Here is an 18,612-nt window from a genome sequence, read left to right on the forward strand (position 1 = left end):
CCGCAGATTACCGTTCACAGCCCGAAGCGACGCTGGAGGTCTCCCGGCTGTCCGGGAAGGTGCGGTGCCCCCGACGCGCCCCGGTGGCCGGGTGTTCCGCCGCCGCCCGGCACCCCGGGTTCCTCCGGGACCGCCCCCCTGTCCAGCTCGTCCATCAGTTTCTCCGAGGACTGCAGCAGGACGGTGCCCGCTCCGACGAACTCGAACTGGTGCTCCTCCCCGGAGGCCCCGCCGAAGCCCGTCAGCCCACGTAGACCACCCCATACGCCGGTCAGATAGGCATGGTCGTAGTGATGGCACGGGGACGGGCAGTCGGCCCAGCCGACCAGGGCCTGGGGGTCCACCCGGATCGGGGGTTCCATGAAGACCACCGGGCCGTTGGACGCGGCCACGAACTTGCCGGTGCCGATCAGCGTCAGAAAGCCGGGAATGATCGACTGCTTCAGCGAGAGACTTGGCTGAAAAGCAAGCAGATTGCCCGAGCGAACGGTCAGATTGCCGTCCTCCAGGTCGAAGGAGTTCACATCGAAGGCCCGGTCGGCGAGGAGCATCCGGCCCGAGCCCTGCGCCACCACCCAGTCGCTCGCATGCAAAGGCGAATGGAAGGACGCGCGGACGAGATGGTCGAGGGGGCCGTGTCCGATGCCGTTGAACTCGATCGACCCGTAGTAGGCGATCATCTTCCCCTTCTGCAGGAACCACTGGCTCCCCTTGAGCTCCACACAGAAGGTGTACTCGTTGACGTTGTCGTCGGCCGGCAGTGTCATCGGGTCGAAGACCACGGGACCGGCTCCCGTTCCCGGGTGGGTGCTCACAGTTTTTCCTCCGACGCCTGGACGTAGACCACACCGCTGCCGCTCAGCTCCAGCTGGAACGCCTCGCCGGAGCCCCGGCCCACCATCTCCCGCCAGCCGATCGCCGTGGTCAGCTTGTTGCGGACCTCGCCGTGGTGCGCGACATAGGCCTGGGGGTCCACATGGACCGGGCGCTGCGGGGTGATCGGCACCTCGAAGACCCCGCCGTGCGCCATCACGGCGACCGCGCCGTGCCCCGCGAGCGTGGTGGTGAACAGGCCCTGGCCCGTCACCTGGCCGCGTACCAGGCCCATGACGCCGCCCTGCGAGCCCATGAACATGGTGCCCTGCTGGAGGGTGCCCTCGAAGGCGAGCAGCCGGTCCGCCTCGACGTACAGGGTGTCGCCCGCGAGCTCGATCACCTGGACATGGTGGCCGCCGTGCCCGAACAGCACCGTGCCGCTGCCCTCGACCGTCATCAGCGGCGTCGCCTCGTTCGCCACCCGGCGGCCGATCATCGACATCACCCCGCCCTGGCCGCCCTGGATGCTGGGGGTGAAGGAGACGTCGCCCCGGTAGGCGAGCATCGCCCCCCGCTGGCTGAACAGACGGGTCCCGGGCACGACCGTCGCCTCGATCATCTTCGAGTTCACTTCGCGGAAGGCCATGTCAGAGGTTCCCCGCGATCGTGTTGCGCTCGCTGGGCTGGACATACACCAGTCCGTCCCCCTCGAAGCGGATCTGGAAGGCCTCGCCGCCGCCCTCGCCGAGGAAGGTGCGGAAGGTCACCCCGGCCTGGAAGGACTGCCGTACATCGCCCTGGTGCGCGATGTAGGCGCCCGGGTCGACGGTCAGCGGGTACTGCGCGCTCACCCGCAGCACCACCGCATGGCCGTCCGACATGATCGCCGCTTGGCCGTGGCCCTCCACGGTCGTGGTGAACAGGCCGTTGCCCTGGGAGGCGCCGCGCACACCGGTGAACGTGGTGCCCGTGCGCAGGCTCGCGTCCGTCGCCAGGAGATTGCTGGACTCGACGTACAGCTTGTCGCCCCGCAGGTCCACCAGGTTGATCTCGCTGGCCCGGTCCGCGAACCAGCAGGTCCCGTGCCCCTTCACCTCCATCACGGTCATCTGTTCGCCGGTGAGCCGCCGGGTCACCATCCCGCGGATCCCCTCACCGCCGCCGGTGAGTCTCTTGAAGGTGAGCTGTCCGTCGTAGGCGACCATGGAGCCGTTCTTCGCCTTCACGGCGTCCCCGGCCAGGTCGACGGCCAGCACCTTGCTCTCTTGGAGTCGGAACATCGCCACGGGGCGACGGTAGCGGCCGGGCGGCCGGCACGGACAGAGCCGCGAGGGGGATCCGACCCTGACGGAACCCTCAGAGGGGACGGGCGCGGGACGGCGCCCGCACCGGCCGTCGCCGACACCCGCACCCCCGTCCAGAGTCCGCCACGTCCCGGATGTCACAATGGGCGGGCGCTTGTGCATGTGTTCACAAAGCGTCGACGACCCTCCCCACCGAAGGTGACCCCGTGGACATAAAGACCGCCACCGCCCTCCGCAGGCTCCGCCTGGTCTCGGCTCCCGAGGCCGTCTCCTTCCTGCTGCTGCTCGTCTGCTCGGTGCTGAAGCGCACCACCGACTTCAACGCCGTGCCCGTGATGGGCGCCATCCACGGCGTCCTGTTCATCCTCTATGTGATCTTCTGGGTGGACGCCTGGAACCGCGCCAGGTGGCCGCTGGGGACCGCGGCCCTCTACTTCGTCCTGTCGGTGCTGCCGACCGGCGGTTTCTTCGCCGAGCGCAGGCTGCGCCGGGAGGCCGAGGACTCGGTCATCGCCGCCCGCGCCCGCAAGGAAGGGATCGTGAACGCGTGATCGTCGCCTTCTCCGTGACGCCCCTGGGTGTCGGCGAGGACGTGGGGGAGTATGTCGCCGACGCCGTCCGGGTCGTACGGGAGTCGGGTCTGCCGCACCGCACCGACGCCATGTTCACCTCGATCGAGGGGGAGTGGGACGAGGTCATGGACGTCGTGAAGCGGGCCGTCGCCGCGGTCGAGGCGCGCGCCCCGAGGGTCTCCGTGGTCCTCAAGGCGGACATCCGCCCCGGTGTGTCCGACGGGCTGACGTCCAAGGTGGAGACGGTGGAGCGCTATCTGTCCGGCGCCTGAGGCGCCCTTCGCCGTTCTTCCGGCAGCTGAGAACCCCGGCCCGGGCGCCGGGGTTCTCCCATGTCCGGGTGCCGGCGCGCCCTCTCCCGCCCCGGAGGTTCGAGCAACTGGAGTCTGGCCGAGAGGGGTTTGAGCGGTCGCTCAAATCTGTTGTAGTGTCAGAACCGGTTTGAGCGATCGCTCAAACCGGCTCATCGTCGGGGGGATTCGGCCATGGGGATCTATGTGGAGGCACATATCCGCGACGACCTCGACCGGATATGGGCACACACCCAGGACCCCGCGCGGCGCCGGCGCTGGGACCTGCGCCTCACCGAGATCGACTGCCTTCCGCACCCGGAGGGCGAACCACGGCGCTTCCGTTACGCCACCCGCGTCCTGCCCTTTGTGACGGTCTCCGGGACCGGGGTCTCGGCGGGGGAGAAGACGGCACCGGACGGGACGCGCACCTCCGCACTGCGCTTCGCCTCCCCGCATCCGCTGTCGCCGGTCACCGAGGGCGGCAGCTACTGGCGGTGTGTGCCCGACGGTGACGGCATCCGCCTTCTGACCGGCTACGACCACCGGCCGCGCTGGGGCCGCGCGGGCATGCTCGTGGACCGCGTCCTGCTCCGCCCGCTGACGGGCTGGGCGACCGCCTGGTCCTTCGACCGGCTGAGGCTGTGGCTGGAGCGGGGGATCACCCCGGAGCGCGCCCTGGTGAACTGGCTGGTGGAACTGGCCGTCCGCGCCCTGGTCGTGGCCGCCGCCGGCACCGGTCTCGCCCTGGACTCCTTCGCGCACCTCTTCGGCCCGCTCGCGGCGGCGATGGCGTATCTGTGCCCGCTCCTGCTGGCCGTCGCCGTCGCGGTGGCCCTGTCCTCGTCGCCCCGCTCCTGCACCCCGGCCGCGCGGCGCTGTCTGCGCACCCCGCCCACACGGGCGGCCGCGCCCCGTCTCCTGGCCACCCTGGAGCGGCCGTCATGACCCCGGTGCGCGGGGTGTGTCCCGGCTCCGGCCGGTGCGGGAGGAAGGAAGGGCGCGCATGAGTGCGGCGACCAGGACGAAGCTGCTGGAGGGCGCGCTGCGGACGCTCACCGAGCAGGGCATCGCCGGGACCTCGGCCCGGACCGTCGCGGCCGGCGCCGGCGTCAACCAGGCGCTGGTCTTCTACCACTTCGGTTCGGTGGAGGAGTTGCTCGCGGAGGCATGCCGCTACGGCACGGAGCAGCGGGTGGCCCGGTACCGGGAGCGGCTGGACCGGATCGACTCGCTCGGCGAACTCCTCGTGTTCGGGCGGGAGATGCACGAGGAGGAGAAGGCGGCGGGGCAGGTGGCCGTGCTCGGCCAGCTGCTGGCCGGCGCCCAGGCCCACCCCCGGCTGGCCTCGGCCACGGCGGCCGGGCTCGACCTGTGGATCGTGGAGATCGAGCGGGTGCTGGAGCGGGTGCTGGCCTCGACGCCGCTCGCGGAGTTCGCCGATCCCGCGGGGCTCGCCCGCGCGGTGTCCGCCTCCTTCGTGGGGATCGAGCTGTACGAGGGGGTGGACGAGGAGGGCGCGGCCGCCGCCCTGGCCGCCCTGGAACAACTGGCGTCCCTGGTGGCGGCCCTCGACACCCTGGGCCCCGTGGCCCAGCGCGCCCTCCGCCACACCCTCCGGCGGACCTCCGGCAGTACCGGGGTCACCGCTCGTGTTCGACGTACTCCTTGAACTGCTCCAGATCGGAGCGGACGATGCGTTCGATCGCGTTCGCCTGGGCGAAGCCCTTGGGGCCGCCGAACGTCTCCCGGACGGCGCCGGGGTCGTACTCGAGGCGTATCTGGACCCGGGTGCGGTCGCGGCCGAGCTCCTGGAGGGAGAAGGAGCCCGTCAGCGGGGGACCGCCCGTGGTCCGCCACTCCATCACACGTTCCCCGCCGCGGTCGGAGAGCTCGGTCTCGAACTCACGGGACCGGCCGCCCGCCTCGACGTCCAGACGTGCCCGGCCCTCCGTCTCGGAGCGGGCCTCCCGTACCCCCTCCACAAAGCGTGGATAGCCCTCCACGCGATGAAGGCTGTTCCAGGCCGTGTCGATCGGAACTCCTACGTCCACATGCTCTTCGAGGGTGCTCATGGTCCACCTCCACGTTCGGCTCAGGGCGTATGGCCTTGCTCTTCCAGTGTGCGCCCGAGGGGGCCGGCCGCCCGAAAGGCGAGACGGGGCTGACCAGCATGTGACCGGCCGGTAAGGTCGATGCCGTGCCGAAGCCGCTCAGCCTCTCCTTCGACCCCATCGCCCGCGCCGACGAGCACTGGAAACAGCGATGGGGCAATGTGCCCTCCATGGCCGCGATCACCTCGATCATGCGGGCGCAGCAGATCCTGCTCGCCGAGGTCGACGCGGTGGTCAAACCGTACGGACTGACCTTCGCGCGGTACGAGGCGCTGGTGCTGCTCACCTTCTCCAAGGCCGGCGAACTACCCATGTCCAAGATCGGGGAGCGTCTGATGGTGCACCCGACCTCGGTGACCAACACGGTCGACCGCCTGGTGAGGTCCGGTCTGGTCGCCAAGCGGCCCAACCCCGACGACGGCCGCGGCACCCTCGCCTCCATCACCGACAAGGGCCGCGAGGTCTGTGACGAGGCCACCCGCGACCTGATGGCGATGGAGTTCGGGCTCGGTGCCTATGACGCCGAGGAGTGCGCCGAGATCTTCGCGATGCTGCGCCCGCTGCGGGTCGCCGCCGGGGACTTCGAGTCCGCGTAGACACGCGCCGTATGCGCCCCGTACGCGCCGGTCCGCCGCCGGGGGTGCCCGAAGATCGCCCGGAACCTGCGGTTACGCTCGTCCCCATGAAACGAAGCGTGCTGACCCGCTACCGCGTCATGGCCTATGTCACCGGCGTGCTGCTGGTCCTGCTGACCCTCGGTGTGATCGCCAAGTTGCTGGACATCAACGGCGCCGCGGACTTCACCCGGGTCGTGGGCATCGCGCACGGCTGGCTGTACGTCGTCTATCTGGTCTTCGCCTTCGACCTCGGCTCCAAGGCGAAGTGGCCGGTCGGCAAGCAGCTGTGGGTGCTGCTGGCGGGGACGATCCCGACGGCCGCCTTCTTCGTGGAGCGCAAGGTCAGCCATGAGCTGGAGACCAAGCTCGCCGACGCGACACCGGCGGTCGCCAAGGCCTGAGGCGGGTCGCCACCGCCGTACGCCCGCGGGAGCGGGGTACGGCGGTTTTCTCGTACCCGGTCGGAGTCGGGCGGCCCTGTAGCGGTCGACATTTACTAGGACGTCCTAGTAAATTCGACGGTATGGACGCTGACGCCATCGCGGAGGGCCGCCGACGCTGGCAGGCCCGTTATGACGCCGCACGCACGCGTGAGGCGGCCGGGGGCTCCGAGGCGAAACCCCCGAGGAGCTGGACGCGCACCACGCTCTCCGGCGACCCCGTGGAGCCCGTGTACGGGCCCCGGCCCACCGACAGCTACGAGGGCTTCGAGCGGATCGGCTGGCCGGGCGAGTACCCCTTCACCCGCGGTCTGTATCCGACCGGCTACCGGGGCCGGAGCTGGACCGTCCGCCAGTTCGCCGGGTTCGGGAACGCCGAGCAGACCAATGAGCGCTTCAAGGCGATCCTGGAGGCCGGCGGCGGAGGCCTGAGCGTCGCCTTCGACATGCCGACGCTGATGGGCCGCGACTCCGACGATCCGCGCTCCCTGGGCGAGGTCGGGCACTGCGGGGTGGCGATCGACTCGGCGGCCGACATGGAGGTCCTGTTCCAGGACATCCAGCTGGGTGAGGTTACGACCTCGATGACGATCAGCGGTCCGGCCGTCCCCGTCTTCTGCATGTATCTGGTCGCCGCCGAGCGGCAGGGCGTCGACCCGGCCGTGCTCAACGGCACGCTCCAGACCGACATCTTCAAGGAGTACATCGCCCAGAAGGAGTGGCTCTTCCGGCCCGAGCCGCATCTGCGTCTGATCGGCGACCTGATGGAGCACTGCACGGCCGGCATCCCCGCCTACAAGCCGCTGTCCGTCTCCGGCTACCACATCCGTGAGGCGGGCGCGACGGCCGCACAGGAGCTGGCGTACACCCTGGCGGACGGCTTCGGATATGTGGAGCTGGGGCTCAGCCGCGGGCTCGACGTGGATGTCTTCGCCCCGGGGCTGTCCTTCTTCTTCGACGCGCATGTCGACTTCTTCGAGGAGATCGCCAAGTTCCGGGCCGCGCGCCGCATCTGGGCGCGCTGGATGCGCGAGGTGTACGGCGCGCGGAGCGACAAGGCGCAGTGGCTGCGCTTCCACACCCAGACCGCCGGGGTCTCGCTGACCGCCCAGCAGCCGTACAACAACGTGGTGCGTACGGCGGTGGAGGCGCTGGCGGCGGTGCTGGGCGGGACCAACTCGCTGCACACCAACGCACTGGACGAGACGCTGGCGCTGCCGAGCGAACAGGCGGCGGAGATCGCGCTGCGCACCCAGCAGGTGCTGATGGAGGAGACCGGGGTCGCCCATGTCGCGGACCCGCTGGGCGGTTCGTGGTACGTCGAGCAGCTGACGGACCGGATCGAGGCGGACGCGGAGAAGATCTTCGAGCAGATCAAGGAGCGGGGACTGCGGGCGCATCCGGACGGTCGGCACCCGATCGGCCCGATGACCTCCGGCATTCTGCGGGGGATCGAGGACGGCTGGTTCACGGGCGAGATCGCGGAGTCCGCCTTCCGCTATCAGCAGGCCCTGGAGAAGGGCGACAAGCACGTGGTGGGCGTCAATGTCCACACCGGATCGGTCACCGGGGACCTGGAGATCCTGCGGGTCGGCCACGAGGTGGAGCGGGAGCAGGTGCGGGTGCTCGCGGCGCGCCGGGCGGCGCGGGACGAGACCGCGGTGCGTACGGCGCTCGACGGCATGCTGGCGGCGGCACGCGACGGCACCGACATGATCGGCCCCATGCTGGACGCGGTGCGCGCGGAGGCGACGCTCGGCGAGATCTGCGGGGCGCTGCGGGACGAGTGGGGGATCTACACGGAGCCGCCGGGCTTCTGAGACGGCCACGGCCGGGTGGCCGGTGCCGTCAGGCCCCCCAGCAGCACCCGGGTGAAGCCGCGGACCCACTCCTCGTCCGCCGGGCGGGCGCTGACCAGGGTGCGGTGGAGCACGGCACCCGCCACCATGTCGAAGATCAGATCGACGGTGCGGGCCGCCTCCCCGGCGTCGGCCGCGGGAGGCAGCTCGCCGCGGGCCGTCGCCCGTGCCCGGCCCGCCAGCACCAGACGCTTCTGGCGGGCCACGATCGAGGTGCGGATGCGTTCGCGCAGCGCGTCGTCCCGGGTGGACTCGGTCATGACGGCCATCAGGCCGCTCTTGGCCTCCGGGCGGTCCAGGATCGCCGCGAACTGGAGCACCACGCCCTCGATGTCCGCGGCCAGGCTGCCGCGGTCGGGCAGCTCCAGTTCGTCGAAGAGGGCCGCCACCGCGTCCACCACCAGCTCGTTCTTGCCCGCCCAGCGGCGGTAGAGGGTGGTCTTGGCGACCCCGGCCCGCGTCGCCACATCCTGCAGGGTGAGCTTCGACCAGCCGAGTTCGACCAGGGCCTCCCGCGTCGCCTCCAGGATCGCGGCGTCCGCGGCGGCGCTGCGGGGGCGCCCCGTACGGGAGCTGTTCTGCATGCCGGTGACCCTATCCGTCTCCTCCGGCGCCGGACCGGGTCGCGCCGGGAAGGGGCGGCGCTGTGAAGGAGTGAGGGAGATCACGAAAGAGGGGGTACGAGGGGGTCCCGGAGGAAGTTACGCTACGAGCCGTAGCGAAATCGTGCGCGGCCCCTCCGGTGTGCCGTGTGCGTGAGCGACAACCACCGGCGCCGGGTGGGGACCCGGCGCAGAGATTCACCGGCCCGGGCCGGATTTCACAGCGTTTTTCACAGCGGTGCGCGGAAGGGGGAGGATGTACTCATGCAGCCACGGAACATGTCCATGAGCGGAGTCGTCGACCTCGCCGCGGTGAAGGCCGCCCAGGAGGCCAAGGCGAAGGCGGAGCAGGCGCGCGCCGAAGCGGCCCGGCAGGGTGGGGGAGGAGCGGTCACCCCGGCCGCCCTCGTCATCGACGTCGACGAGGCGGGGTTCGAGCGCGACGTCCTCCAGCGATCCACCGAGGTGCCGGTCGTCATCGACTTCTGGGCCGAGTGGTGTCAGCCGTGCAAGCAGCTGAGCCCGGTCCTGGAGCGGCTGGCCGTCGAGTACAACGGCCAGTTCGTGCTCGCCAAGATCGACGTCGACGCCAACCAGATGCTGATGCAGCAGTTCGGCATCCAGGGGATCCCGGCCGTCTTCGCCGTCGTCGCCGGGCAGGCACTGCCCCTCTTCCAGGGGGCCGCCCCCGAGCAGCAGATCCGCGCCACCCTCGACCAGTTGGTCCAGGTCGCCGAGCAGCGCTTCGGGCTGACCGGTCTGACCGTTGACCCGGACGCCCGGGCGGACGACGCCGAGGCCGCACCCCAGGTTCCCGTCGGCCCCCATGACGCGCTGCTCGAGGCCGCCGTGCAGGCGCTGGACGCGGGCGATCTGGGCGGCGCCGTCCAGGCGTACAAGAATGTGCTGAGCGACGACCCGGGCAACACGGAGGCCCGACTGGGGCTCTCCCAGGCGGAGTTGCTCCAGCGGGTGCAGGACCTGGATCCGCAGCGGGTGCGCAAGGAGGCCGCCGAGCAGCCGGGCGATGCGGAGGCTCAGATCGCCGCCGCCGACCTGGATCTGGTGGGCGGACATGTGGAGGACGCGTTCGGGCGGCTCGTCGAGACCGTCAAGCGCACGGCGGGGGAGGACCGCGAGGCCGTACGGCTGCGGCTGCTGGAGCTCTTCGAGGTGGTCGGCGCGGACGATCCCCGCGTGACCGCGGCCCGCAGGGCCCTCGCGCGGGCCCTGTTCTGACGGGCCATCAAGCCGCGGGCATGTGATGCCCGAGTGAAGGATCAGCCGACAGGGGCACCGGGCGGCCGCGCTTTGCCAAATCTTGGCAATCGCGGCCGCTGTTACTCGGAGTAGGTCGGGGCCGTCCGCTCGGATGGTTCTGTACCCTCTTCGGTTGTTTTGTCATCCCCCTTTGCGCCACGAAGAGTTGCCGGGCGATGCCGCTGTGTCGGCCTTCGATTGCCCGGCCGTTACCAGTGAGTAACGAACCCCCTTGCGGGGGCGGCGAGAATGCACCACGATCGGCGACGCCCGGTCCATCGCCGTACCCGACAAGCCAGCCGGTCAACGGATTTTCATGGAACCCCACCGGGCAGGAGCCGACTGCGGTGATGCCGGCTCCTGGACAGGGGGGTCTTCGCTGCGGCGGAGCCTGTCCGGCAGGTTGTGCGTGATGCGTGTCAGGCGCGACCAGTGGTTGTCGCTCGGGGGTGATCGCCGGTGATTCGGGCGCGGTTGGCGCCTTCGAGCGCAGGCGCTCTTCTTCCCGAGGACGTAGCACTTCTCCCATCCCTGCCCCGGCCGAGCCGCCCACCGGCAGTGAGCCGGGGGCAGGAGATGTACGTCCGAGAAGGAGGAAAGATGGAGTCCCAGGTGCGTGGCGGGACCAGATGGAAGCGGTTCGCTGTGGTCATGGTGCCCAGCGTGGCCGCCACGGCGGTAATAGGTGTCGCCCTGGCACAGGGCGCGCTCGCCGCGTCGTTCAGTGTGTCGGGGCAGTCGTTCAAGGTGACGGCGAAGGAGCTCAACGGCAACGGCTTCTCGCAGTACGGGGCCATCGACGCCGGCACCACCCTCAGCGGTGGCAGCACGGCCCACCCCGTGGCGGTCTCGGCGTTCTCCAGCGCCCATATCCAGAGGATGTGTCAGTCGGTCGTCACCCCGAACATCCCGGTGCTCGGGTCCGTCACCCTGAAGCTCACGGCGGGTGACAGCAGCAAGGAGGAGAAGCAGGTCTACGCCGAGAACCTGTACATCGACGTCGAGGACCTCGGCGCCGATGCCACGTTCAAGAACATGGAGATCGGTGTTGCCGCCGGGGACCTCGCCGGGAACGGCACCAGCCCCGGTATGAAGGGTGGCGAGGAGCAGGCCAACCGCAACGGGTTCGCCCAGCGCGCCACGGAGGCGAAGCTGACCGACGTGAAGCAGACGGCGTGGGCGACCACCGCGGGAACCTTCCGGCTCCCCGGTCTGCACATGGGGCTGTCGGTGGGTTCTGGTCCCGACCACGAGTGCTACTAGCGCTCCGACAGGCAACGTTCGCCCCGTCGCGGGCCGACGTTGCCTGCCGCGCCACCGGGCACTCGGTGACGGGCGGGGGCGCCCAGGCGTCCCCGCCCGCCCCCTCTCCCCAGGGCTCGCCCTCTCTCAACGCACCACCATCAGCACAGCAACGCCGCACCAGGGAGCTGTTTTCCATGAGCGCCGAGACCTCTGCCATATCCGGCCAGATCGTTCGCCGGAGGTCGCAGTTCCGCGCCTGGCGGGGCACCCGCCCGTTCTGGGCCGGGCTGTACGTCCTCCTCGGTGGCTTTCCGATCATGTACTTCCCGTACGCGCACCTCCAGTTCGGCCATCTGACGCTGGCGATGTCCACCACCGCGGGCGCCGGGTCCCTGATCATCGGGGTGCTGCTCATCGTGCTCGGCATCAGCCTGTGGTTCCAGAAGCACATCCAGATCTTCGCGGGTGTCGCCGCGATCCTGCTGGCGCTGGTGTCCCTTCCGGTCTCCAACTTCGGCGGCTTCCTCATCGGCTTTCTGCTGGCGCTGATCGGCGGGGCGATGGCCGTCTCCTGGGCCCCGGGTGTGCCGCCCGGGACGCAGGAGCGCGGGGACGCCGGGCAGGACGGCAGAACGCTCCGGAGCGCGGAGGCGAGAGCGGCGACGGAGGCCGCGCCGGAAGCCGTGACGGAAGCGGCCGGCGGGACGGGCGAGCCGAATGAACTGTCCGAGACCAACCCCGCCGACGGGGCGAACGGGAGGCACAGTGCCGGCTGACGAGGTGACCCATGGGGCGGACGCGGACGCGTCCCGTGGGAGAACCGGGCCGCGCCATGCGGCCCCCAGGAAGCCGCTGTTCACCAGGTTCCATATGCCGGCCGGCAAGGCCATGGCCCTGGCGGCGATGCCCACCGCGGTCTTCATCGGGCTGGGTCTCAACGGGCTGGCCCGGGCCGACGACCATGCCTCGGCCACGAGCCTGACGGTCGACGAGTACCAGAAGTGCGTGGAGGCCCTGGAGGACTCCGAGGACTCGGCGGAGGCGTCGTCCTCACCGTCGCCGTCCGCCTCGGCCACCGCCTCCCCGACCGCCGACGACCAGGAGCAGGTGGATACGGCGTCTCCGGCGGGCGCCGACAAGGCCCCGGAAAAGGTTCCGGACAAGGCCCCGGGCAAGGCACCGGACCGGACGTCGGGCAATGCGTCGGACTCGTCCTCTTCGTCGGATTCAGGTTCCGACGACAAGGCCGCGCCCACGCCGCCCGCGCCCCCCTCCGCGCCCTCGGCGGACACGCCCGGCAAGGGCGCGGAGGCGCCCGCTCCGAGCACCTCGGCGCCCACGGGCGGCGGCGGGCTGCTGGGGGGCATCGGCGACGCGCTCAAGAACGTCCTCACGCCCGGCGGGGCGTCCCAGAAGGCCCCGGAACCGGCGGCACCGCCGGCCGCGGAGCAGGAGACGGCGAAGCCGCCGGCCCAGGAGACCGCGAAGGAGACGGCCTCCAAGCCGGCCGGGGAGACCGTGAAGGACACGGCGAAAGACGCCTCTTCCGCCGTGACCGACACCGCGGGGAAGGTCAGCGGCGCCGCCGGGAAGGCCGCCGACACCGCGGGGGACACGGCGCGGGGCGCCGCGGACCAGGCGGCCGGGGCGGCCTCCGAGGCCACTGGGACCCCGGACGCCACGGCGGAGGCCGAGCCGTCGGACGACCCGAGTCCGTCCGCCGACGAGGACGCGCTCGCCGAGGACTGCCCCAGGGCCACCGACGCGGAGGGCGGCGTCGAGGACATCGTGGCCCTGCCCGACGAGCCGTGGCACCTGGAGGCCAGCTCGCTGCTGCTCAAGGGCGCCAGGTACGAGGGCATCGTCAAGGTGCGCACCGCCGACGGCACCGTCAAGCGGGTGCTGAAGTATGTGATCTCCGACGGCACCGACATCGGCGATCTGCACCAGATCGTCGCCGGTCAGCGGGGCGAGACCTATCATGTGCAGGCGGCCAAGGGCTCGGTGTCCACCATCCGTGACGGCAGGACGGTGATGTACACGGAGAGCATCTCCGGCAATCTGCTCGGACTGATACCGGTCACCTTCACCCCGGACAAGCCTCCGCCACTGGACATTCCGGTGATCTACTTCACCCATGTGAAGGTCGTTCAGGCCGGACAGTTCGGCGGGACCCTGCATGTGCCCGGCATGCACCAGTACGTCACCGGGGGGAACTGAGCACCGCCCGAGGCCCGTTCGGGAGCCGCGAGAAAAGGCACCGGCCCCGTCCCCTCGACCGAGGGAACGGGGCCGGTGCCCTGAACGGAGTCCGTGCCCGGCCGGTGGGGCGCCGTCGCCGGGTGCCGGGCGGAGGGATCAGCCGTGGTGGTCCTCGCCGAGGTGGTGCACGCGGACCATGTTGGTGGTGCCGGGGACCCCGGGCGGGGAGCCGGCCGTGATGATCACGATGTCGCCGTCGTTGAACCGCTTGAGCTTCACCAGCTCCTGGTCCACCAGCTCGACCATCTCGTCGGTGCTGTTCACGAACGGCACCACATGCGACTCCACGCCCCAGCTCAGGGTCAGCTGATTGCGGGTGGACTCGTCCGTGGTGAACGCCAGGATCGGCTGGCAGGCCCGGTAGCGGGACAGCCGGCGGGCGGTGTCACCGGACTTGGTGAAGGCCACCAGGCCCTTGCCGCCCAGGAAGTCCGCGATCTCACAGGCGGCGCGGGCCACCGAACCGCCCTGGGTGCGCGGCTTCTTGCCCGGGACCAGCGGCTGGAGCCCCTTGGCGAGCAGCTCCTCCTCGGCCGCGACCACGATCTTCGACATCGTCTTGACCGTCTCGATCGGATAGGCGCCGACGCTCGACTCGGCCGACAGCATCACCGCGTCCGCACCGTCCAGGATGGCGTTGGCCACGTCGGAGGCCTCGGCGCGGGTGGGACGGGAGTTGGTGATCATCGACTCCATCATCTGGGTCGCCACGATCACCGGCTTGGCGTTGCGGCGGCACAGCTCGATCAGCCGCTTCTGCACCATCGGGACCTTTTCGAGCGGGTACTCGACGGCCAGGTCGCCGCGGGCGACCATCACGCTGTCGAACGCCATCACGACGTCCTCCATGTTCGCCACCGCCTGCGGCTTCTCCACCTTGGCGATGACCGGGACGCGACGGCCCTCCTCGTCCATGACGCGGTGCACGTCCTTGACGTCGTCGGCGTCCCGCACGAAGGAGAGCGCGACCATGTCGCAGCCCATGCGCAGCGCGAACCGCAGGTCCTCGACGTCCTTCTCGGACAGCGCCGGGACATTCACCGCCGCGCCGGGCAGATTGATGCCCTTGTGGTCGGAGATGACGCCGCCCTCGATGACGATCGTCCGGACCCGGGGGCCCTCGACGTCCAGAACCTTCAGCTCGACGTTGCCGTCGTTGATCAGGATCTGGTCGCCCTTGGAGACATCGCCGGGCAGGCCCTTGTAGGTCGTCCCGCAGATGTGCTTGTCGCCCGGCACGTCCTCGACGGTGATGGTGAACTCGTCACCGCGCACCAGCTCGACCGGACCCTCCGCGAAGGTCTCCAGACGGATCTTCGGGCCCTGGAGGTCCGCGAGGACGCCGATGGCCTTGCCGGTCTCGGCGGAGGCGGCCCGGACGCGGTCGTACCGCCCCTGGTGCTCTTCGTGCGTGCCGTGGCTGAAGTTGAAGCGGGCCACATTCATGCCGGCTTCGATCAGCGCGACGAGCATCTCGTGGGAGTCGACCGCGGGGCCGAGAGTACAGACGATTTTCGAACGGCGCATGGGGCGATCCTATCGGTTTGTTTCGCTGCGGAATATTCCGTCGGGCGGAAGATACAAATGCGCGGGTGTGCGCTCAGGCGAGAACCGATCGAATGGGTTCAGCCGGTCCCTGCGACCAGTGCATAGGTCTGTGTGGCGATCTCCAATTCCTCGTCGGTGGGCACCACGGCGACCGCCACCCGGGTCCCCGGGGGCGAGATCAGCCGCGGTTCGCCGCTGCGGACGGCGTTCAGGTCGCCGTCCACCGCCAGGCCCAGTTCCTCCAGACCCGCCACGGCTGCCTCGCGCACCGGGGCCGAGTTCTCGCCCACCCCGGCCGTGAAGGCGATCGCGTCCACCCGGCCCAGCACGGCGTTGTAGGCGCCGATGTACTTCTTCAGCCGGTGGACGTAGATGTCGAAGGCGAGCCGTGCCTCCTCGTCGCCCTCGTCGACCCGGCGCCGGATTTCCCGCATGTCGTTGTCGCCGCACAGTCCGACCAATCCGCTCTCCTTGTTGAGGAGAGTGTCGGTCTCGTCGACGGACATTCCGCCGACACGCGCCAAATGGAAGATGACGGCGGGGTCGAGATCACCGGAACGCGTCCCCATCACCAGTCCCTCCAGGGGCGTGAGCCCCATGGAGGTCTCCACGCACCGGCCCTTTCGGACCGCCGACGCGGAGGCGCCGTTGCCGAGGTGCAGCACGATCACATTGACGTCCTCCGGGGCCTTGCCCAGCAGCTTCGCGGTGGCCCGGGAGACGTACGCGTGCGAGGTCCCGTGGAACCCGTAGCGCCGGATGCGGTGGCGGTCCGCCGTGCGTACATCGATGGCGTAGCGTGCCGCGGACTCCGGCATGGTGGTGTGGAAGGCGGTGTCGAAGACCGCGACCTGCGGCAGGTCCGGGCGCAGCGCCATGGCGGTGCGGATGCCGGTGAGGTTGGCCGGGTTGTGCAGCGGCGCGACCGGGATCAGCCGCTCGATCTCGTCGAGCACGGCGTCGTCGATCACGGTGGGCTCGGTGAAGGTACGGCCGCCGTGCACCACACGGTGCCCGATGGCGGCCAGTTCCGGGGAGTCCAGGCCCAGCCCGTCCCGGGCGAGTTCCTCGGCGACGGCCTTGAGGGCGGCCTCGTGGTCGGCGATCGGCCCGGTCTGCTCACGGGTCTGCCGGGCGGTGAACGCCGTGTGGCTGAGCCGGGAGGTGTGCTCGCCGATGCGCTCGACGAGGCCCACCGCCAGCCGGCTGCTGTCCCGCATGTCCAGCAGCTGGTACTTCACCGACGAGGAGCCGGAGTTGAGGACGAGGACTCGGGTCTTGGTCACTGGGCGGGCGCCTTCTCGTGGGGGCTCTGGGCCTGGATCGCGGTGATGGCCACCGTGTTGACGATGTCCTGGACCAGAGCGCCCCGGGACAGGTCGTTGACGGGCTTGCGCAGGCCCTGCAGCACCGGGCCGACGGCGATCGCACCGGCCGAGCGCTGCACGGCCTTGTAGGTGTTGTTGCCGGTGTTCAGGTCCGGGAAGATCAGCACGGACGCCTGCCCGGCGACCTCCGAGCCCGGCAGCTTGGTCGCCGCGACGGTGGGCTCGACGGCGGCGTCGTACGGGATCGGGCCCTCGATCTTGAGCTCGGGTGCGCGCAGCCGCACCAGCTCGGTGGCCTCGCGCACCTTGTCCACATCGGCGCCCGAGCCGGAGGTGCCGGTGGAGTACGACAGCATCGCCACCCTCGGCTCCACCCCGAACTGCCGTGCGGTGGTGGCCGACTGGAGGGCGATGTCGGCGAGCTGCTCGGCGTCCGGGGCGGGGTTCACCGCGCAGTCGCCGTAGACCAGCACCTTGTCGGCGAGGCACATGAAGAAGACCGAGCTGACGATCTTCGCGTCGGGCCGGGTCTTGATGATCTCGAAGGCGGGCCGGATGGTGGCGGCCGTGGAGTGCACGGACCCGGACACCATGCCGTCGGCGAGCCCCTCCTCCACCATGAGGGTGCCGAAGTAGTTCACATCGGCGACCACGTCGTACGCCACCTCGACCGTGACGCCCCGGTGGGCGCGCAGCTTGGCGTACTTCTCGGCGAAGGCTTCACGCAGTTCGGAGCCGGCCGGGTCGATCAGCTCCGAGCCGCCGAGGTCGATGCCGAGGTCGGCGGCCTTCTTGCGGATCTGGTCCACGGGCCCGAGCAGGGTCAGATCGCAGACGTCCCGGCGCAGCAGCACCTCGGCGGCGTGCAGCACCCGCTCCTCGGTGCCCTCCGGGAGCACCACCCGGCGGCGGTCGGTGCGGGCCTGCTCCAGCAGCTGGTGCTCGAACATCATCGGGGTGAGCCGGTCACTGCTCGGCGCGGACACCCGCTTGAGCAGCTCGGCGGTGTCGACATACCGCTCGAAGAGCCCGAGCGCCCGCTCCGCCTTGCGCGGGGTGGACGCGTTGAGCTTGCCCTCCAGGGTGAAGAGCCGGGAGGCGGTGGTGAAGCTGTTGCCGGTCACCGCGAGCACCGGGGTGCCCGGGGCGAGGCGGTCGGCGAGGGTGAGGATCTCGTCGCCGGGCACCTCGTTCAGGGTGAGCAGCACGCCGGCGATCGGCGGGTTCCCGGCGCTGTGCGCGGCCAGCGAGCCGACCACCAGATCGGCGCGGTCGCCCGGCGTCACCACGACGCACCCCGGGGTCAGGGCCTTGAGGAGGTTCGGCAGCATCGCGCCGCCGAAGACGAAGTCGAGGGCGTCACGCGCCAGCCCCGAGTCGTCGCCGAGAACGACCCGGGCACCGAGGACCTGGGCGATCTGGGCGACCGTCGGGGCCGACAGCGCGGAGTCGTCGGGAAGGACGTAGCACGGCACGGGCAGCCGGGAGCCGAGCCGCTCGGCTATCCCGTCCCGGTCCTCCCCGGCCACCCGGTTGACGACCATGGCGAGCACGTCGCAGCCCAGTCCGTCGTAGGCGCGGAAGGCGTTGCGCGCCTCGGCACGCACCGACTCGGCGCTCTGCCGGCGCCCGCCGACGACCGGGATCACGGAGGCCCCGAACTCGTTGGCGAGCCGCGCGTTGAGGGACAACTCGTCCGGGACCTGGGTGTCGGCGAAGTCGGAGCCGAGGACGAGGACGACCTCGTAGTCACGGGCCACCGTGTGGAACCGGTCGACGAGGGCCGACACCAGTTCGTCGGTGCCCCGCTCGGCCTGGAGCGCGGACGCCTCCTCGTAGTGCAGGCCGTTCACGGTCGCCGGGTCCTGGGACAGCCGGTAGCGGGCGCGCAGCAGCTCGAAGAGACGGTCGGGGCCGTCATGGACGAGCGGGCGGAAGACGCCCACCCGGTCGACCTGCCGGGTCAGGAGTTCCATGACTCCCAGCTCGACGACCTGGCGGCCGTCGCCGCGGTCGATCCCGGTCACATACACGCTGCGCGTCACGCGTGTTCTCCGTTTCGTCTCTCGAGTGGTGGAAGTGGCGGGCAGGAGGAGGCTCGGGCGGCCCTCGGAACGACCGGCGCCCCGCCGCCTTCTGCGTCAAGGAGCGACAGGGGCATCATGATCGGTTCCGGGTGTTCTCGTGGTGATGTCGAATGCCTTGATGAGGGGTTCCACGACCGCGAAATGTCGCCCGTGCGGGCGGCCGGAACCCCCTTGACGATACCTCCGGGGCTGGTCACGCCGCCCCCCAGGACCCCGGGATCCAGGGGGATCGGGAGGGCGGACGGAGGGGGCGGACGCACGGGGAACG

At 70.5% G+C, this 18,612-nt stretch carries 19 protein-coding genes; 11 read left to right on the plus strand and 8 right to left on the minus strand.

All coding sequences use genetic code 11. The features are described from left to right. Positions 1 to 14: 14 nt before the first annotated feature. Genes CP978_RS23240 through CP978_RS23250 form a run of 3 tightly spaced genes read right to left on the minus strand, consistent with a single transcriptional unit; the run spans position 15 to position 2,096 of the window. Positions 15 to 767 (minus strand): AIM24 family protein, encoded by a 753-nt coding sequence (locus CP978_RS23240; RefSeq protein ID WP_052454614.1) that lies wholly within the window; start codon positions 765 to 767, stop codon positions 15 to 17. 44 nt (positions 768 to 811) lie between these two features. Beyond that, the gene (locus tag CP978_RS23245; protein WP_043443962.1) at positions 812 to 1,462 is read right to left on the minus strand and encodes an AIM24 family protein; all 651 of its coding nucleotides are present in this window, start codon (positions 1,460 to 1,462) and stop codon (positions 812 to 814) included. Between the two features lies 1 nt (position 1,463). Next, positions 1,464 to 2,096 carry an AIM24 family protein gene (locus tag CP978_RS23250; RefSeq protein ID WP_043443964.1) on the minus strand — a complete coding sequence of 211 codons (633 nt, stop codon included), beginning with the start codon at positions 2,094 to 2,096 and terminating at the stop codon, positions 1,464 to 1,466. Between the two features lie 230 nt (positions 2,097 to 2,326). On the opposite strand from CP978_RS23250, the gene CP978_RS23255 reads away from it, so the two are divergent. The 4 genes from CP978_RS23255 (at position 2,327) to CP978_RS23270 (ending at position 4,654) form a co-directional block, all read left to right on the plus strand. Next, entirely contained in the window at positions 2,327 to 2,671 is a 345-nt protein-coding gene (locus tag CP978_RS23255) for a DUF3817 domain-containing protein (RefSeq protein WP_043443965.1), read from the plus strand. Beyond that, on the plus strand, positions 2,668 to 2,964 hold the full coding sequence (locus CP978_RS23260; RefSeq protein WP_043443967.1) for an MTH1187 family thiamine-binding protein: 297 nt from the start codon (positions 2,668 to 2,670) through the stop codon (positions 2,962 to 2,964). Before CP978_RS23255 ends, CP978_RS23260 begins: the two co-directional genes overlap by 4 nt. Positions 2,965 to 3,177: 213 nt before the next feature. Continuing rightward, complete coding sequence (locus CP978_RS23265; RefSeq protein ID WP_043443969.1) at positions 3,178 to 3,930, plus strand: hypothetical protein; 753 nt, start codon at positions 3,178 to 3,180, stop codon at positions 3,928 to 3,930. Positions 3,931 to 3,988: 58 nt separating this feature from the next. Then, positions 3,989 to 4,654, plus strand: a complete 666-nt coding sequence (locus CP978_RS23270; protein ID WP_052454249.1) for a TetR/AcrR family transcriptional regulator — start codon at positions 3,989 to 3,991, stop codon at positions 4,652 to 4,654. On the opposite strand, the gene CP978_RS23275 is transcribed toward CP978_RS23270, so the two are convergent. Beyond that, the gene (locus CP978_RS23275; protein ID WP_043443971.1) at positions 4,626 to 5,057 is read right to left on the minus strand and encodes an SRPBCC family protein; all 432 of its coding nucleotides are present in this window, start codon (positions 5,055 to 5,057) and stop codon (positions 4,626 to 4,628) included. The genes CP978_RS23270 and CP978_RS23275 overlap by 29 nt on opposite strands. Before the next feature lie 125 nt (positions 5,058 to 5,182). On the opposite strand from CP978_RS23275, the gene CP978_RS23280 reads away from it, so the two are divergent. From CP978_RS23280 to icmA, 3 genes are all read left to right on the plus strand, one after another. Further along, positions 5,183 to 5,692 (plus strand): MarR family winged helix-turn-helix transcriptional regulator, encoded by a 510-nt coding sequence (locus CP978_RS23280; protein ID WP_043443973.1) that lies wholly within the window; start codon positions 5,183 to 5,185, stop codon positions 5,690 to 5,692. An 86-nt stretch (positions 5,693 to 5,778) separates the two neighbouring features. Continuing rightward, on the plus strand, positions 5,779 to 6,114 hold the full coding sequence (locus tag CP978_RS23285) for a DUF3817 domain-containing protein (protein ID WP_043443976.1): 336 nt from the start codon (positions 5,779 to 5,781) through the stop codon (positions 6,112 to 6,114). A 122-nt stretch (positions 6,115 to 6,236) separates the two neighbouring features. Beyond that, positions 6,237 to 7,973: a coenzyme B12-dependent isobutyryl-CoA mutase large subunit gene (icmA, locus tag CP978_RS23290; protein WP_043443978.1), complete on the plus strand. Its 1,737-nt coding sequence runs from the start codon at positions 6,237 to 6,239 to the stop codon at positions 7,971 to 7,973. On the opposite strand, the gene CP978_RS23295 is transcribed toward icmA, so the two are convergent. After that, the gene (locus CP978_RS23295; protein WP_043443980.1) at positions 7,949 to 8,596 is read right to left on the minus strand and encodes a TetR/AcrR family transcriptional regulator; all 648 of its coding nucleotides are present in this window, start codon (positions 8,594 to 8,596) and stop codon (positions 7,949 to 7,951) included. The two genes, icmA and CP978_RS23295, sit on opposite strands and share 25 nt — an antisense overlap. Before the next feature lie 282 nt (positions 8,597 to 8,878). Here CP978_RS23295 and CP978_RS23300 point away from each other — a divergent pair, with 282 nt between their 5' ends. The 4 genes from CP978_RS23300 (at position 8,879) to CP978_RS23315 (ending at position 13,339) form a co-directional block, all read left to right on the plus strand. Further along, positions 8,879 to 9,853, plus strand: coding sequence for a tetratricopeptide repeat protein (locus CP978_RS23300; protein WP_043443981.1), 975 nt, complete (start codon positions 8,879 to 8,881; stop codon positions 9,851 to 9,853). Positions 9,854 to 10,474: 621 nt separating this feature from the next. Then, positions 10,475 to 11,137, plus strand: a complete 663-nt coding sequence (locus CP978_RS23305; RefSeq protein ID WP_043443983.1) for a DUF6230 family protein — start codon at positions 10,475 to 10,477, stop codon at positions 11,135 to 11,137. Between the two features lie 176 nt (positions 11,138 to 11,313). Then, positions 11,314 to 11,895, plus strand: a complete 582-nt coding sequence (locus tag CP978_RS23310; RefSeq protein ID WP_043443985.1) for a DUF6114 domain-containing protein — start codon at positions 11,314 to 11,316, stop codon at positions 11,893 to 11,895. Continuing rightward, complete coding sequence (locus CP978_RS23315; RefSeq protein ID WP_043443987.1) at positions 11,885 to 13,339, plus strand: hypothetical protein; 1,455 nt, start codon at positions 11,885 to 11,887, stop codon at positions 13,337 to 13,339. Before CP978_RS23310 ends, CP978_RS23315 begins: the two co-directional genes overlap by 11 nt. 138 nt (positions 13,340 to 13,477) lie before the next feature. Here CP978_RS23315 and pyk read toward each other — a convergent pair whose 3' ends face one another. The 3 genes from pyk to pta form a co-directional block, all read right to left on the minus strand. Further along, positions 13,478 to 14,908, minus strand: a complete 1,431-nt coding sequence (gene pyk, locus CP978_RS23320) for a pyruvate kinase (RefSeq protein ID WP_043443989.1) — start codon at positions 14,906 to 14,908, stop codon at positions 13,478 to 13,480. Positions 14,909 to 15,006: 98 nt separating this feature from the next. Next, entirely contained in the window at positions 15,007 to 16,215 is a 1,209-nt protein-coding gene (locus CP978_RS23325) for an acetate kinase (RefSeq protein ID WP_043443991.1), read from the minus strand. Continuing rightward, positions 16,212 to 18,302 carry a phosphate acetyltransferase gene (pta, locus tag CP978_RS23330; RefSeq protein ID WP_043443993.1) on the minus strand — a complete coding sequence of 697 codons (2,091 nt, stop codon included), beginning with the start codon at positions 18,300 to 18,302 and terminating at the stop codon, positions 16,212 to 16,214. Before pta ends, CP978_RS23325 begins: the two co-directional genes overlap by 4 nt. Between the last annotated feature and the right edge of the window lie 310 nt (positions 18,303 to 18,612).

The sequence above is a fragment of the Streptomyces nodosus genome (assembly GCF_008704995.1).
Lineage (GTDB): Bacteria > Actinomycetota > Actinomycetes > Streptomycetales > Streptomycetaceae > Streptomyces > Streptomyces nodosus.